The organism is Rhodovibrio salinarum DSM 9154 (assembly GCF_000515255.1).
GTDB lineage: Bacteria > Pseudomonadota > Alphaproteobacteria > Kiloniellales > Rhodovibrionaceae > Rhodovibrio > Rhodovibrio salinarum.
This window is the reverse complement of sequence record NZ_KI911559.1, coordinates 2,187,133-2,203,149: the sequence shown is the minus strand read 5'-3', so window position 1 is coordinate 2,203,149 and position 16,017 is coordinate 2,187,133. Positions and strand designations below refer to the sequence as shown.

At 64.6% G+C, this 16,017-nt stretch carries 14 protein-coding genes; 6 read left to right on the top strand and 8 right to left on the bottom strand.

Features of this window, described 5'->3' with window-relative positions:
- Positions 1-36 precede the first annotated feature (36 nt).
- Positions 37-966 (bottom strand): histone deacetylase family protein, encoded by a 930-nt coding sequence (locus RHOSA_RS0110230; protein WP_027288585.1) that lies wholly within the window; start codon positions 964-966, stop codon positions 37-39.
- Positions 967-1,318: 352 nt separating this feature from the next.
- Between RHOSA_RS0110230 and RHOSA_RS21810 the strand changes: the two genes are divergently transcribed.
- From RHOSA_RS21810 to RHOSA_RS24715, 3 genes are read left to right on the top strand one after another with little or no spacing between them, the layout of a single operon-like run.
- A complete protein-coding gene (locus RHOSA_RS21810; RefSeq protein ID WP_051432030.1) occupies positions 1,319-2,473 on the top strand; it encodes an efflux RND transporter periplasmic adaptor subunit in 1,155 nt (384 codons plus the stop codon).
- A gap of 5 nt (positions 2,474-2,478) precedes the next feature.
- Positions 2,479-5,712, top strand: coding sequence for an efflux RND transporter permease subunit (locus tag RHOSA_RS0110220; RefSeq protein WP_027288584.1), 3,234 nt, complete (start codon positions 2,479-2,481; stop codon positions 5,710-5,712).
- Positions 5,713-5,772: 60 nt separating this feature from the next.
- Positions 5,773-6,870 carry a GTP pyrophosphokinase gene (locus RHOSA_RS24715; protein ID WP_169816623.1) on the top strand — a complete coding sequence of 366 codons (1,098 nt, stop codon included), beginning with the start codon at positions 5,773-5,775 and terminating at the stop codon, positions 6,868-6,870.
- Here the strand turns inward: RHOSA_RS24715 and RHOSA_RS21805 are convergent.
- Positions 6,867-7,784 (bottom strand): methyltransferase domain-containing protein, encoded by a 918-nt coding sequence (locus RHOSA_RS21805; protein WP_051432029.1) that lies wholly within the window; start codon positions 7,782-7,784, stop codon positions 6,867-6,869. The genes RHOSA_RS24715 and RHOSA_RS21805 overlap by 4 nt on opposite strands.
- 194 nt (positions 7,785-7,978) lie before the next feature.
- On the opposite strand from RHOSA_RS21805, the gene glpK reads away from it, so the two are divergent.
- The gene (glpK, locus tag RHOSA_RS0110205) at positions 7,979-9,472 is read left to right on the top strand and encodes a glycerol kinase GlpK (protein WP_027288582.1); all 1,494 of its coding nucleotides are present in this window, start codon (positions 7,979-7,981) and stop codon (positions 9,470-9,472) included.
- Between the two features lie 112 nt (positions 9,473-9,584).
- Positions 9,585-9,959, top strand: coding sequence for a hypothetical protein (locus RHOSA_RS0110200; protein WP_027288581.1), 375 nt, complete (start codon positions 9,585-9,587; stop codon positions 9,957-9,959).
- A gap of 33 nt (positions 9,960-9,992) precedes the next feature.
- On the opposite strand, the gene RHOSA_RS0110195 is transcribed toward RHOSA_RS0110200, so the two are convergent.
- On the bottom strand, positions 9,993-10,211 hold the full coding sequence (locus tag RHOSA_RS0110195) for a hypothetical protein (RefSeq protein WP_027288580.1): 219 nt from the start codon (positions 10,209-10,211) through the stop codon (positions 9,993-9,995).
- A gap of 265 nt (positions 10,212-10,476) precedes the next feature.
- Here RHOSA_RS0110195 and RHOSA_RS21800 point away from each other — a divergent pair, with 265 nt between their 5' ends.
- Entirely contained in the window at positions 10,477-10,971 is a 495-nt protein-coding gene (locus RHOSA_RS21800; protein ID WP_156092670.1) for a PAS domain-containing protein, read from the top strand.
- Between the two features lie 76 nt (positions 10,972-11,047).
- Here the strand turns inward: RHOSA_RS21800 and RHOSA_RS25420 are convergent, their stop codons facing one another.
- The 5 genes from RHOSA_RS25420 to RHOSA_RS0110165 form a co-directional block, all read right to left on the bottom strand.
- Positions 11,048-11,890, bottom strand: coding sequence for a sigma-70 family RNA polymerase sigma factor (locus tag RHOSA_RS25420; RefSeq protein ID WP_051432027.1), 843 nt, complete (start codon positions 11,888-11,890; stop codon positions 11,048-11,050).
- Positions 11,891-12,039: 149 nt separating this feature from the next.
- Positions 12,040-12,372 carry a DUF6522 family protein gene (locus tag RHOSA_RS25415; RefSeq protein ID WP_037256048.1) on the bottom strand — a complete coding sequence of 111 codons (333 nt, stop codon included), beginning with the start codon at positions 12,370-12,372 and terminating at the stop codon, positions 12,040-12,042.
- Complete coding sequence (locus RHOSA_RS21785) at positions 12,369-12,965, bottom strand: MarR family winged helix-turn-helix transcriptional regulator (RefSeq protein ID WP_051432026.1); 597 nt, start codon at positions 12,963-12,965, stop codon at positions 12,369-12,371. The genes RHOSA_RS25415 and RHOSA_RS21785 overlap by 4 nt, the downstream gene beginning before the upstream one ends.
- 189 nt (positions 12,966-13,154) lie before the next feature.
- Positions 13,155-14,471, bottom strand: a complete 1,317-nt coding sequence (locus RHOSA_RS21780; protein ID WP_051432025.1) for an NAD(P)/FAD-dependent oxidoreductase — start codon at positions 14,469-14,471, stop codon at positions 13,155-13,157.
- Between the two features lie 215 nt (positions 14,472-14,686).
- Entirely contained in the window at positions 14,687-15,850 is a 1,164-nt protein-coding gene (locus RHOSA_RS0110165; RefSeq protein WP_200371983.1) for a PQQ-dependent sugar dehydrogenase, read from the bottom strand.
- Positions 15,851-16,017: the final 167 nt, after the last annotated feature.

The window sequence follows — 16,017 nt, the reverse complement described above, 5'->3', positions numbered from 1 at the left end:
CGCCCGCCCAGCGGCAAGCGCGCGGGCAGCCGCACCCTACACCCGCAGCAATGCCTTGACGTGCGCGGCGGCGCTGGCGGCCATGGACTCGGGCTCGTAGCCCCCCTCCATCACCGAGACGATCCGGCCGCCATTGGCCGAGCGGGCGACCTTCATGATCTGCTCGGTGATCCAGGTGTAATCGTCCTCTTCCAGGCACAGCGCCGCCAACGGGTCCTTCACGTGGGCGTCGAAACCGGCGGAGATCAGGATCAGGTCGGGCTGAAACTTGGCAAGCTGCGGCAGCACGATGTCGGAGCAGGCCTGACGGAACCCCTCCGACCCGGTCATCGCCGGCAGCGGAACGTTGACGATGTTGTTGGCGCAGCCGCGCTCGCCCGCCTTTCCGGTACCGGGATAGATGCCGAACTGATGGATCGAGGCAAGCCACAGATCGGGGTCGTCCCAAAAGATGTCCTGCGTGCCGTTGCCGTGGTGGACGTCGAAGTCCACAACCGCAATGCGGTGCTGATTGTGGGATGCGCGCGCATGCAGCGCGCCGATCGCAACGTTGGAGAACAGGCAAAACCCCATCGACCGGGCCCGTTCGGCATGGTGTCCGGGCGGCCGGACGGCGCAGAAGGCGTTGTCGCATTCGCCCGTCACTACCGCGTCGACGGCCGCGCAGACGCCGCCCACCGCGCGCATCGCGGCGTCCCACGAGCCGGGCGAGACGCTGGTGTCGGCATCGATCGGGTGCATCCCTTCTGCGGGGATCGCGGCATACATGTTGTCGATGTACTTCTGCGGGTGCACGCGGGCGACCTGTTCGTTGGTGCCCATCGGACACTCGTGATGCGTCAGGGCCGCGAAATCGTCGCCCTCCAGCGCCTTCAGAACGGCTTTCAGGCGGGAGGGGTGCTCCGGGTGCATGCGCCCGGGGTCATGATTGAAACAGTCGGTGTGCCAATACAGACGTGTGGTCATCGCGTGCGCCCGTCGCCTCCCCAGTCCGGCGGTTTCGTCGGTCGACCGCGCATGGTCAGCGGCCGATTGCCGCGGCTCTTCGTCCAGCGTGCGTGAGGTTAGGCGAGACGCCGCTTGGCCGCTTGCTCCTCGTTTAGCCGAGCGCACCGACGGGGCGATGTCAACGCGCAGCAGGGTCGGCAATCCGTGATAGGGTCAAATTCGCTTATTACGATATACTGCGCTGGCAAGTTGGAAGTGCGTAGGCGACGACCACGCGTGCCTTTGCGGTGGGCCGCGCCCTAAGATCGGGAGACGTTCCCTGGTTCCACAAGCGGATGTGAAGGCGCCGCACCGCCGTCTCGCACGGAGGTTGGGATGGGCCACCCTGTTCTGTCTCGCCCTTGCCGGGCTGCACGCGCCGGCGTTCGCGCAGGACGGGCCCACCGGCGTGCACGTCGACGCCGTGCGCGCGGTGCCGCTGGCGCAGACCGCCCCGGTGATCGGTCGTTTAATCGCCACCCGCGCCGGTGATGTCGCCGCGCGGGTCGCCGCGCCGATCGACAGCTATCTGGTGGAGGTTGGGGACACGATCGAGCGGGGGCAGACGCTTGTGCTGTTGGATGACGCGGTTCTTGCCGCCCAACGCGACCAGGCCGAAGCGGCGCTGGCACAGGCGCGCGCGGAACTGAGCAGCCGCCGCGAGAACCTGGCGCTGGCCGAACAAGGTCTCGCCCGTCTGCAGGGGCTGCAAGGCTCATCGGCGTTCAGCCAGGCGCGTTTCGACGATCAGCGTCAGGCGGCCGCAATCGCGCGCGCCGATCTGGCCGCAGCCCGCGCGGCGATCGATCGCGCGCAGGCGGACTTCGCCTTGGCGCGCATCCAGGCCGAGCGGACCGAAGTGACCGCGCCTTACAGCGGAACCGTGGTGCACCGCTACCTGGAGGCGGGCGCTTACGCCCAGTCCGGGCAGCCATTGGTACGCTTGGTGTCGGACGCCGCGCTGGAGGTCGAGGCGGATGTGCCGGCGCGCCGGCTGGCCGGGCTCGCACCGGGCGCACGGGTGACTTTTGTCTTGGGCGAAACGGCCGGGGATAACCGCACCCGCCCAGCACGGGTGCGCGCGATTCTGCCAGAAGAGAACCCGAATACGCGCACCCGCACCGTGCGCTTCGTGCCCGACTTCACGGCGGACGATATCGGCCTGGCAAGCGGACAGTCCGTGACCGTGCACGTGCCGATCGGCCAGGCACGCGACGTCCTGTCGGTGCACAAGGACGCGATCGTGCGCCAGGGCGATCAGGCGGTCGTCTACCTTTACAACGACGGCAAGGCCGCGGTTCGGCCGGTACAGCTCGGGATCGAGATCGGCGGCCGTTTCGAGGTCGTCGACGGCCTGGAGGCTGGAACGCTGACAGTGGTGCGCGGCAACGAGCGCCTGCGCCCGGGCCAGCCGTTGCGGATCGAAAAGCGTCTGGACGCACAATCGGCTAACAGCAACGCCGACGCTCCAAACGACGGGTCTTAACCGCCATGAACCCGATCCGCCTGGCGATCGAACGTCCGATTGCGGTCATCGCCGCCGTATTGATGGTGGTGATGTTCGGCCTGGTCGCGTTACAGGCGATCCCGGTTCAGCTTGCCCCCGACGTTCGACAGCCGGTGATCACGGTGGAGACGCTGTGGCCCGGCGCTGCCCCGGCCGAGGTCGAACGCGAGCTCGTCACCCGTCAAGAGGAGGTGCTGAAAGGCCTGCAGGGCCTGGAACGCATGACTGGCATGGCGGAGACCGGCAAGGCGGAGATCGAGTTGGAGTTCGCCATCGGCGCCGACATGAGCCAGTCGCTGCTGCTGGTCGCGAACCGTCTGAACCGGGTCACCGGCTATCCGGACGAAGTGGTGGAACCGACGCTCGACACCTCCGGCGCCAACGACAGCGCGATCGCCTGGTTCATCTTCACGCCCCTGCCCGGCAACGACCGGCCGATGCACCACTATGGTGATTTCGTCGAGGACGTGGTGCAGGAGCGCCTGGAGCGTGTCCAGGGAATCGCCAAGATCAACGTCTTCGGCGGCAGCGAACGGCAGTTGGAAGTGATCGTCCGCCCCGACCTGATGGCGCGCTACGGCATGACCGTGAGCGAGATCGTCCAGGCTCTCCGGGCCGCGAACGTCGCGGTGTCCGCCGGCGACGTGAAGGAAGGCAAGCGTCGCTACGTCGTCCGGTCGGAGGGGGAACTGGATAACGTCGCGGCGGTCGAGGCAGTGGTGCTGCGCACGGCCGGCGAGGCGACCGCCGCGGGCGGGCGGCTGGGTCGGGTGACGGTCGCCGATATCGCCGACGTGCGCTTTGGCTACAAGGAACCCACCGCACGTATCCGCTTCAACGGGCAGCCCGCGCTCGCCATGAACGCGGTACGCGATACCGGCGCCAACGTGATCGAGACGATGGAGGGCGTGCGCGCCGCGCTCGACGAGTTGAACCGGGGCCCAATCCCGAACGTCGGGCTGACGCTGAACCAGGTCTACGACGAGACGGTCTACATCGGCTCCGCGATCGCGCTGGTGAACCAGAACATCTATGTCGGCGGCGCGTTCGCGGCGATCCTGCTGCTGCTGTTCCTGCGCTCGGTGCGCGCCTCGCTGGTGGTCTCGCTGGCGATCCCGGTGTCGGTGGTCGGCGCGTTCGTCGCCATGGCGGCCCTGGGCCGGACGATCAACGTGATCTCGCTCGCTGGTCTGGCGTTCGCCATCGGCATGGTCGTGGACGCGGCGATCGTCGTGCTGGAGAACATCTATCGCCTGCGGGAAAAAGGCTATTCCGCCCGGCACGCCGCCTACGAAGGCGCGGCGCAGGTGTGGGGCGCGATCCTGGTCTCGGCGCTGACCACCGTCATGGTGTTCATCCCGATCCTGACCATGCAGCTGGAGGTAGGCCAACTGTTCCGCGACATCGCGGTGGCGATCTCCTTCGCGGTGACGCTGTCGCTGATCGTCGCGATCACGGTGATCCCGGCCCTGGCCCAACGTCTGCTTGGGTTCGGCGATCCACACGAACACCTGGGACGCAAGCCCGAGAGCCTGACCCGGGCGCATCTGCCAGTGATCGATCCGGCCGCGGCTGCAGTCGTGCGCGCCATCATGGTCCTGCAGCGCCTATTGGTGAAAAGCCGTGTCGCCTCCGCCGGCACGGTCGCGGCCGTCACGATCGCCGCCGGCGCGGCTTTCTGGCTGTTGCTGCCCAAGCTGGAATACCTGCCGGAAGGCAACCGCAATCTGGTGCTGGGCGTGATCATTCCGCCGCCCGGCTACAACCTGGATACAACCTTCGACATTGCCCGCGAGATCGAGGACGCCGTGCGCCATCTGTGGGTATCGGAAACCGGCCCGGACGCGGAGCCGGATGGACCGCCCAAGATCTCCCGCTTCTTCTTCGTCGCCACCCGCGCGCAGACCTTCGTCGGCGCCGCCGCCGAGCAGGAACAGCGGGTCGGTGAGCTGATCCCGGTCCTGCGCGATCCCGTGTTCCGGGAGCCAGGCACCTTCGGCTTCATCAACCAACCGTCGATCTTCGGCCGGGGCATCGGCGGCGGGCGCAAGATCGAGCTCGACATCTCCGGGCCCGACCTGCCGGCGATCCTGGAGACCGCCCAACGCGCCTTCGGCAAGGTTTCCCAGGTCCTGCCCTTCGCCGCAGGCAACCAGCTGCGCCCAAACCCGGGACTGGAGTTGGGCGCGCCCGAGTTGCGCGTGATTCCGGACCGGGTACGGCTGGCCGATGCGGGAGTCAGCGCGCGCGATCTGGCGGATAGCGTCGACGCCTTCAACGACGGTCTGCGCGTAGAGGAAGTGACGATCGGCACCCGGCGCACCGACCTGATGCTCAAGGGCCCGACCGACGACGTCACCGCCACCCAAGGCATCGGCAACCTGCCGGTGGTGACCCGCAATGGCCAGATCCTGCCCGTCAACAGCCTGGGCCGCGTGACCCATACCGCCGGCCCGACCGAAATCCGGCACCGCGAACGTCAGCGCACCATCACCCTGGAGGTCCGTCCCGCCGCGCAGCTGCCGCTGGAGGCCGCCGCCGACCTGCTGCGCACCGATGTGATCCAGCCGTTACAGGCCGAAGGCTTACCCCAAGGCGTGACCTTGGCAATCTCCGGTACCGCGGACAAGCTGACCGAAACCTGGGAGGCGATGGTCTGGGACCTGCTGCTGGCGATCGCGATCGTCTATCTCGTCATGGCGGTGCTGTTCGAAAGCTTCGTCTACCCCTTGATCATGTTGCTCGCCGTGCCGCTGGCGGCGGCGGGCGGGATCGCCGGGTTGGCGGTGCTCAACCTGTTCATCTACCAGCCGCTCGACATGCTGACCCTGCTCGGCTTCGTGATCCTGATCGGCATCGTGGTGAACAACGCGATCCTGCTGGTCCACCAGACGCTCTACCTGATCCGGGAGGTCGGCGACGACCCGGCACAGGCGATCGTGGAAGCGACCCGCAACCGCATCCGCCCGATCTTCATGTCCACCCTGACAAGCGTGTTCGGCATGCTGCCGCTGGTGCTGTTCCCGGGCGCGGGCTCGGAGCTCTACCGCGGCTTGGGCTCGGTCGTGGTCGGCGGACTGGCGCTGTCCGCCGTGCTCACGCTGCTGATCGTGCCGCCGATGATGACCCTGCTGGTCGAGCCGCTGGAACGCCGCGCGCAGCATCGCAAGGCGGCCACCCGCGCGCCGGAGGGCGCCACGCCGCAGCCAGGCGAGTAGACTTTCCAACCAAAGCCGACTTCTCTACGATATTCTCAGGTGCAATAAGTGGATGTGGGCGTGAAAGACTCGGAATGGCTGACAAATTTATTGGCAAAACATAACAACCTAACAGGTGAAGCAAAAAGTATTATAAGAAATGCTCTCGACCAAAAGGGTGTTGAGTATATTGAAGTAGATGGACGCACCAAGACACTCAACTCTGCAACTGAAAAAATTAAGCGCAAAGGATACTCATCTCCAGAGAAACAATTAACAGACCTAACCGGTATTCGCATTGTAACTTTCTTCGAGTTCCAGATAGATCAGATTTCCCAAACTATTAAGGAATATTTTGAAGTTGACGAATACAATAGTCTTGACAGAACTGATATGCTTGGGGATGACCGAGTAGGGTACAGGTCAGTTCATTTTGTTTGCACTCTCGGAGAAGGGCGTGACCATCTACCCGAATACCGAGGTCTTTGCGGTTTAAAATTTGAGGTTCAAGTCAGAACGGTTCTTCAGCATGCATGGGCTGAACTCCAACACGACAGAGCGTATAAATTCTCAGGTGAACTACCGGGACATCTAAAACGCGAGTTGAATCTTTATGCGGGCATGCTTGAAATTGTCGATGGTGCTTTTTCAAAGATTGCGCTTGAGGTTGATCAATATAAAAATAATATAGATTTGAGAGAAGACTCCAATCTGCAAACCGAAGATATTAATTCTATATCTGTAGAAAGATATATCAGCGATAAAATATCCAAACTTGTTTCCATAGATTACGATGAAATCGGGCCGCAACCAATCAAAGAATTAAAATATTTCGGATGTCATAAAATATCAGATTTAGATCATATTTTCAATGAAGAATTTTTCCGTATTATTGCGAAGCACGTAAAAGAGGACAATTTCACCGGCATACTACGAACGGCTATGATGCTCTATGATATCGACAGGTATTTTCAAATATTTGGAGGGTCTTGGCACGGCGCAGATTTGGAAACTTACGCAGCCCTCAAGGATAAATGGGGAGAAGAAAAAATGAAAAAATATTTTGATGAGAGTTCCGTTGATAGCTTTGATTATATTGGGGCTGATGAATCAGATGAAATAACCGAGATAATAGACCTGCACAAAAGTGTTATTGATAAGGCTAAATCCCAAGTCTAATATTCTACAGCTTTATCCGCCGTTGCGATGATGTAGTCGAGCCCGCTGTAGGCCAGTTCCGGCGGTACCGTGAGCGCCGCGCGGGCAGCCAGCCGCGCGGGCACCGGCAGATCGGGAAACAGCTCTGACCGCCGAGCCAGATGGCGGTGCAATGGCGCATAGACCCGTTCCCGGATCGAAGTGACGCGCACGTTGGTGAAGCCCGCGGCTTTGAGCTGCCGGGCATAGGCTGCGGGGCGCACGGCGTTGGCGGCGGGGATGTTCCAAGTGCGCGCGGTCATCCGCCAGGTTGCGCACTGCACGGCACGCCGCAGCGGGTCCCTGGCCGGCGAGGCCGGCAGGATGTCGGCGGTCGCCAAGCGGCCGCCCGGCTTCAGCACCCGAGATGCTTCGCGGAAGAAGGCGTCCCGGGTATCGAAGTGGAAGGCGCATTCCAGCGCCAGCACCTTGTCGAAGCTGCTGTCGGCGACCGGCATGTCGGTGGCAGAACCCTGGCGCAGGTCGATCCGGTGCGCCAGCCCCTGCTCTTCCATCCGGGTCCGTGCCGTCTCAACCTGGCTTGCGGTGATATTGAGTCCGACGATCTCGGCGGGATCGAACGCACGCAACCACTCCGCGTCCTGATCGCCGAAGCCATACCCAACATCCAGCACCCGGTCGCCGGACTTCAGCTCGGCGGACTCGCCCAGCAGGTGGACCAGCGCCCTGCTGGCATCGTCCACGCTCGCCACGCCGTCGCGCCAGAAGCCGAGGTTGAGGTAGAGGCCAGTCTCACTCAGCGCGTTGGTGGCAATCGTCTCGTAGATCTCGGCAACGCTCGGCCGGTTGCGCGGATCGAGCAGCCAGCGCGCGAAGTCGCGGGTCCGCGTCCGGGACCGGGATTGGGCACGAGACGACGTGTTGGTGGTGGTCACGAGGTGGTTATCTTTCGATAGGGAGCGTAGCGCGCACGCCCCTAACCTCTGCCCCGCGCGCCCGAGTTCAAGGTCGGACCGCTTGATCCGGCGGAGCCGGCGCACCATTCTGCGCGACCGATACGACAGGCCAGCACACACAACCGACTGGCCAAACAAGAACAGACAAGACGATTCCGGGGAGAACACGCGCCATGGCCACCGCACGCCATATCCTGGCGATCGACCAAGGCACCACGTCGAGCCGCGCCATCCTGTTCGACGATCGCGGGCAGATGCTGGGCGACGCCCAGAAGGAACTACCGCAGCACTTTCCCAAGTCCGGCTGGGTCGAGCACGACGCCGAGGACATCTGGCGCGATACGCTGGAAACCGCGCGCGGGGCGATCGACAAGGCCGGGCTGAGCGCGCAAGACGTGGCCGCGATCGGCATCACCAACCAGCGTGAGACGGCGGTGCTCTGGGACCGGGAGACCGGCGAACCGATCCACCGCGCGATCTGCTGGCAAGACCGTCGCGGCGCGCCGCTATGCGACAAGCTGCGCCACGGCGGCCACGAGCGGCTGATCCAGTATCGTACCGGGTTGCTGATCGATCCTTACTTCTCCGCCTCCAAGATCGTCTGGCTGCTGGAAAACGTCCCCGGCGCGCGGGAGAAGGCGCAGGCCGGTAAGCTCGCCTTCGGCACGGTCGACAGCTTCCTGCTGTGGCGGCTTACCGGCGGGCGCGTGCACGCCACCGATGCGACCAATGCCAGCCGAACCATGCTCTACGACATCCGCCACGGGCGCTGGGACGATGAGCTCTTGGCCCTGCTCGACGTGCCCAAGGCGATCCTGCCGGAGGTCTGGTCGTGCGATGCCGAGTTCGGCCAGACCGAAACCGACCTGCTGGGCGCGTCGATCCCGATCTGCGGCATCGCCGGCGACCAGCAGGCCGCGATGGTCGGCCAGGCCTGCCTGGACGAAGGCATGATGAAGTCGACCTACGGCACCGGCTGCTTCGCGCTCGTCAACACCGGCCAGACCGCGCCGCAGAGCCGCAATCGCCTGCTGACCACGATCGCCTACCGGCTGGGCGGCACCACGACCTACGCGCTGGAAGGCTCGATCTTTGTCGCGGGCGCGGCCGTGCAGTGGCTGCGCGACGGCCTGCGCCTGCTGTCCAGCGCAGCGGAGACGGAGGCGCTGGCGCGCGAGGCCGATCCGGAGAGCCAAGTCTATATGGTGCCCGCCTTTGTCGGTCTGGGCGCGCCCTACTGGGACAGCGACGCGCGTGGCGCGATCCTGGGGCTGACCCGCCAGACCGGCCCGGCGGAGATCGCGGCGGCGACGCTGGACAGCGTCTGCTATCAGACCCGCGACCTGATGCAGGCGATGGAAGCCGACGGCGCCGAGGCGCCGACAGCCCTGCGGGTCGACGGCGGCATGGTCGCCAACGACTGGTTGCTGCAACGTCTGAGCGACATCCTGAACGTCTCGGTCGAACGCCCACAGGTGATCGAGACGACCGCGCTCGGCGCCGCGTCGCTCGCCGGTACCAAGGCGGGCGTGATCGATGGCAAAGCGGGGATTCGGGAGATCTGGAAGGCCGACAAGCTGTTCGAGCCACGAATGAGCGCCAGCGAGCGCGAACGCCGCTATGCCGGTTGGCTGGACGCCGTCGGCCGCGTACGGACCGGTCACTGACCCGCCTTACCCTTGGCCCACGGCCCAAGGACTCCTAAGTCGAAGCCCGGATTGGCGCGTCATACCGCGCCGCTGGACAGAACCGGCACGTGTTCAGGGAGACCGATAGACAATGCAGCCGTCCACCTGTGCCCGTCAGCGCTTCATCGCGGTGATCGCAGCCACCTTCGCGGCCCTCGCGATCGCTCCGGCGCAGGCCCAGAACGCCAGCGTTGGTGACACCAAGACGACCAAGGTTGGCTGCTCCTCGCCCGAGCCTTACGCGACGTTTGAGGAGATCTACACCGACGAAGGCCGGGTGGCGGCCTATAAGGCGCTGTCACAGTCGCAGGCCTGCCAGATTCTGAAACAGCCGATCACCGTGAAGCTGCAGGAAGCCGTCGCCAGTTTCGATTACGGCTGGGGCACCGGGCAGGTCTGGCGCGTGACGCCGGTCAATAAAGACGCCGAGGCGCCGGACGAACTGTTCATCCGCATTCGCGAGTAGGCGACGGGTCTCTCTGTCGCGCCTGCCCGTGGGTCAAGCGAACGGATACATCACGGCGCGTAGGCCCGTGCGCACGACCTTCTTGGCTGCGCGCGCATTGCCACGGCGGGCAGCGCTGCCTTCGATATCACAGGCGGTACCGCAGTTCGGGCACGTGCGCACCTTCAGATCATGCGCCTCGTCATTCCCCGGCAGATCGGCATCGCATTCCTGACAGCGGTAGCGCAGCCAGGCCTTTGACGGGGGATTCATATTGCTCTCCGATCGTATGCACGTTTCTTATTCACCCTAGTCATAACAATACACAACTCACCACGGCATGTCCGTCTGCAACCGGCGGGCCATGGCGTGGGACCGACGTCGTGTCGGCGGGTCATCTCCGTCAGAAACGCTCCGAGCTGCGACAATCATGCGGCAGGCCATCGAACCCTTTTGATTCCTAACGATGGTTCTTTAAGTTCAAGCGCATGATGACCCGTGATCCGCACATTCACCGAACGACTTGCCGGTCGACGCGATGACGTTCGTGCAGGATGCCCAGCTTGAGCTTCGCCACGACGAGCACAGGCAGCTTTACGACTACTGGCGCTCCAAGCGACAGGGCGACCGGCTGCCGTCCCGCGCCGACATCAACCCCGCGGACCTGCGCTTCCTGCTACCACGTCTGGCCCTGATCGACGTATTGCGGGAACACGACAATCTTACCTTCCGCCATCGCTTGACGGGGACCGAAATCGTGGCCCGCTCCGGCCGTGATCCCACCGGCAAGCGGTTCGAAGAGCTATACCGCGGCGAGTATCTGCAAACGGCCTTGGCGACCTATCGAGAAGTCGTCGAAACAGGTCGACCGAACACCTCCGACCGAGTCTACCCCCTGCTGCCGGGACGGGATTACATGCGCTACGACCGGCTGTTGTTACCCTTGGCAGCCGACGGTGTGACGGTCGACATGGTGATGACGCTGATCGTGATGCTGGAACACCGCAGAACCGACCCGAACTGGCTGCGTTAGCCGAGCGCGGCTGCGGCCCGCCCTCCCGCGCGCCTCTCAAGCGTCATTAGCACCGTCATCATCGCCACCCCCGTGGCTACTGGGTCGTCTCCGTTCCGATCGCCTTGCGCAGATCACGCAGGGCGGCGGTTTCAAGCTGGCGCACGCGTTCCTTGGAGACCCCAAACCGTTGGGCAAGCGTCTCCAGCGTGAGCGGACGGTCGCTGAGATGCCGGTCACGGATGATCTGCGCCTTGCGATCCGGCAGCGTGCCCAGCGCCTGCATCAGCTGTCCGGTATGCACGCGCGTATCATGCGCTTCGGCGACCTGATGCTCGGGCGATGGGGCTGGGTCGTGCAGCTGGTCGATCCGGCTTTGCGTGCGATCACCGTCCTCGCCCGTCAACGGGGCATCGAGCGAAACTATGTTACCCGCGCCGAGAAGCTGCTGAGCCATCAGCGCGACGCTTTCGTCGACACCATGGCGTTCGGCCACGGTACGGGCGATCGCCCCACTGTCACCGACCTGCTCCGGCGTGCTTTCCCGACCCGCCTCCTCCAGCATGCGCGAAAGCGCCTGCCGGGTGTTGCGCGGCACCCGCACGATCGGCTGCGTTTCCGTCGTATAGCGACGCAGCCGCTCGTGAATCCAGAAACTGGCATAGGTTGCCAGACGCGTGCCGTGCTCCGGGTCATACCGCCGGATCGCGTCGAGCAAGCCCAGGCGCGCTTCCTGCAGCAGGTCATTGCGCTCCGCGGCGCCGTCATACCGCTTGGCCAGTTTGCGGCACAGCGGCTCGAAGGCACGCAACAGACGGTCGAGGGCCGTCGGATCGCCGCCCTCGCGCCAAGCAGTCAGGAGATCGCTCTCCTGGACAGCTGTCAGCATCACGTTGCGCCCCCGCGGGCGCGTTTGCTGGATGATCTGGCCGTCGGGCATCTTGCGCGGCCTCCGAAGCCTAGGGTTGTTGCCGACCTGCTGCTGTTGAGGGCGCTGGCCCGCAGTCGGGTCGTTTGGTCGGTGTCCGCCAGACGGCGGAAATGGCATTGTGCGCACGGGGTTCCGGTCTCCTTCTCCGCCAGCGCGTTTCAGGTCTCGCCTCCCGCGCGGCGGGCCAGCGCAACCAGCGGTGGTTCGTTTCGGATGCCCGCGCCTGGTTTGGCTGCCGGCAGCTCGTAGGCGGTGCCATCCGGGGCCACGAGCACCTGCATCGCGTGGTGCCGGTATGTGACGGTGATCCGCCAATAGCCGGCATCCGCCCCCTCGCCGCGCTCGACACGGCTGTAGACGATGCCGCGGCGCATCTCGGCCTTGAGCTGCGCGACCGACACGCCAAGGCGTGGGGCCAGGACCTGCGCGTCCACCGTCAGGTCCCCGTCTTCTCCCTGGCCGGTAACGCTGCCGTCGGGAAGGCGGATCATGTCGCTCGCCCGCTTGTGGTCGGCAACGCCGCCGCGAGATCGAAGCGCGGCCGGTAAGAGGCACACAGGCAATCCTGGTCCCCCGATCCCAGTGCACAACCGGAATGGCAGCAATAATCAGCCTGCGCGTCGTCGGTGTCTTCCCGGTGTTTGCAGGTTTCGCAGGTCCCGAAGCCGCATTCTGAATCCTGGGCCGAAAGCGCGCCGTTGAGCGACATCGCCGCGTCGGCGAGTACGGCGCGTTGGTGCTGCGGCAGCCGGGCGACCGCAGCGACCAGCCGATCATTCGGCGCCTGCTCAAGCTTGGCCCAACCCGCTTGCGTCAAATCCAGGCGCACCGTGCGCCGGTCGGCGTCCGAAGGCGTCCGGGTGACGTAGCCGGCCTGTACCAGCGCCTTCACCGTTTGCGAGACCGTACCGCGCGTCGTCCCTTGGTAAGCGGCCAGGGCAGAGGCGGTGCGCGACATCGGGTTGGCGCGCGCCAGATACCGCAACGCCGAAAGCTGCGCGCTCGTCAGACCGCTACACGCACCCTCCGGCTCGCCTGCACGGCCCAAATGGCTCAACAATCCGGCCAGCGTTTCCGGTTGCATGCGTTCTCTCCATTAGCTGCCCGTACGGTTGGAAGATCCGCATCCGTTCGGGTGCAGATACAATGATAGCGTTTTCAAACTATTTTGCCTAGGGGAAGCACACACGAAAAGGGCGAAGCCCGGGTCACATCGACGTGAGACCTGCGGGCACCCTTGGGATCGGAGTCGCGCGAACGAACGGTCGCAGGCCTATTCCGCGGCCTGCCTGGGCGGTTGCTGATGGACCATCGGTTCCTTGTGTACCTTGTTCGCCCCCAACAGACGCATCACCCACTTCTCGTAGAACGGCTCGACGATGCCCTTCTTCAGCTTGCGCATGAAGTACCACTCGTAGGCGACCTTGGCGTAGTGCGCCCACCACCCCTCGACCGCCCAGTTGATGTTGCGCGGCGGCGTCTGCGGGACCGCCAGGATCGCCGCCCCGCCGTTACCGTAATCCGCAAGGCAGAAAGCATTCCAGGTGGCGACATAACTGGCCGGCTTGCCGTCGATCTGATCGCGGATGTTGCGCGCGGCAGCATTCGCCATCGTCTCGATCATGAAACCGGTCTTGGGCACGCCGCAGGGCAGCGGTGTCTTCTGCACCGGCGGAATCGCGACACATACGCCGACCGCGTAGATATTGGTATAGGTCGGGTTGCGCTGAAAGTTATCGATCTGCACGAACCGCCGCGGGTTCACCAGATCGCCCGTGCCCTCTAGCGCCGGGATGCCGCGGAACGGCGGCAGGATCATCGACATTTTGGCCGGCAACGCGTGACGGCGCTTGTCCTTGCCGTCGTCGTCGACCTCGACGACATGCAGGGTTTCCGCATCGATCCGCTCGGTCTTGGCGTTGGTGATCCAGGGGATGTCGCGGTTACGCAGCTCGGATTCCAGCATCCCCTTGGTATCGCCGACCCCGTTCAGACCGAGGTGCCCGATATACGGCTCCGCGGTCACGAACGTCATCGGCACCTTGTGGCGCAGCTTGCGCCGGCGGAGTTCCCGGTCCAGGACGAAGGCGTATTCGTAGGCCGGGCCAAAGCAACTGGCCCCCTGCGCCGCGCCCACCACGACCGGACCGGGGTCGGCGCACAGCGCCTCCAGCGCCTCGAAAGCCTGTTTGCCGTGGGGCGTGGTGCACACGCTTTGGCTATACCCGCCATGCGGACCGCAGCCGGGGATTTCGTCGAACGCCAATTCCGGGCCGGTCGCGACCACGAGGTAGTCGTAGTCGAGGGTCTGCCCATCCGCGAGCTCGAGCCGGTTCGCATCGGGCCGGACTTGCTTGACCCCGGTCGGGACAAACGCGATGCCGTGGCGCGCCAGATGCGGGCGCAACGGCACCTCGACCTTCTCCTGCGTGCGCCAGCCGACCGCGACCCAGGGGTTACTGGGGGTGAACTGAAAGGTATCGCGGTCCGAAACGAGCGTGATCTCGACCTGCCGGCCGAGGTGGTGACGCAACTCGTAGGCCATCGACACGCCACCGATGCCCCCACCCATGATCGCCACGTGAGTCATCGCCTACCCTCCCCAGGGCTTCTGTCTAAAGGGCCTTTGGCCAGGCTCTTATTGGCCGCAGCCGCCGCAAGGCGATCGTTGGCAGACAATCATATTAGCTTAAGCTTAAGTGATGGACAAGACGATAGAGCGCCCAGCCGCATGCACGCGATGCTTGCCGCCACGGTGCGCACAGAACAGACGCGCGCTTGCCGTTCGAAGGGTAAAGGCGCTGTTCAGTACAACGGCGTCGGGGAGACCTTTAGGATTTGGCCGTCGCGCGCGTCGGTCAGCAAGTAGAGATTGCCGTCGGGGCCCTGGTCGACCGCCCGGATACGCTGGCGCAGGTCGCCCAGCATCCGCTCCTCGTGAACGATCTCGCCCTCTTCGATATCCAAGCGCACCAGCATCCGGTACTTGAGCGCGCCGACGAACAGGTCACCCTGCCAGGCCGGCACCCGGTCGCTGGTGTAGAAGGCCATGCCCGACGGCGCGATCGAGGGGTCCCAGTAGTAGATCGGCTGTTCCATACCTTCCTTGTGCGTTCCCTCGCCGAACTGGCCGCCGCCATAGTCCTCGCCATAGTGGATCACCGGCCAGCCATAGTTCTTGCCGGCTTCGGGCACGTTCACTTCGTCGCCGCCCTGCGCGGCGTGCTCATGAATCCAGAGCTTGCCCGTCTGCGGATGCAGCGCCGCCCCCTGGGGATTGCGGTGACCGTACGACCAGACCTCCGGCAAGCGACCGTCCACGCCGACGAAAGGGTTATCCTCGGGGATCGTACCGTCGGGGTTGATCCGGATGACCTGGCCGCGATTGATGGTGAAGGTCTGCGCGCGGGTGCGCTGGCCGCGATCGCCGATGGTGATAAACAGCGTGCCGTCGTTCGCGAATACCAAGCGGGAGCCGAAGTGTCGGCCACCCCCGCTCTTGGGCTGCTGGCGGAAGATCACCTCGACGTCGCTGAGCCTCAGGTCACCACGATCCAGCACCGCGCGTGCCACGGCCGTGCTGGCACCACCATCACCCGGTTCGCTGAAAGAGAAGTAGATCCGCCCGGTTTCGGGATAGTCCGGCCCCAGGACCACGTCGAGCAAACCGCCCTGCCCGCGCGACCAGATTTCCGGCAGTCCGGCGACTGGCTCCGAAATCCGGCCGTCCGGGCTCACGATGCGCAATCGCCCGGCGCGTTCGGTCACCAGCATGTCGCCATCGGGCAGGAAGGTCAGTCCCCAGGGGTGCACAAGCCCCTCGGCGACCGGCTCGACGGTAAGCTGGGCGCGTTCGGTTGTGAAGCGCTCGGCAGCCGCGACCGGTTGGGGACAGGCAGCGGCGATCACCGCCACGCCCGCGGCTGCAATCACGGCGTGGAACGGCGCGAAGGGTCGGAATCGCAGCATGATGCGGGCCTCCTCGTGAGCTGTCCTGGTTCGTCCGCTCTCGTATGCGCCGGCGCCCAGATCCGGTTTTGGTCTGGGATCCGGCTTTGGTCTGGGATATGGCGTTACCTTCGGTCGGTGGCGATACTTAAGACCGGTCCAGGGTGGTCGACGTCACCACGCCCAAC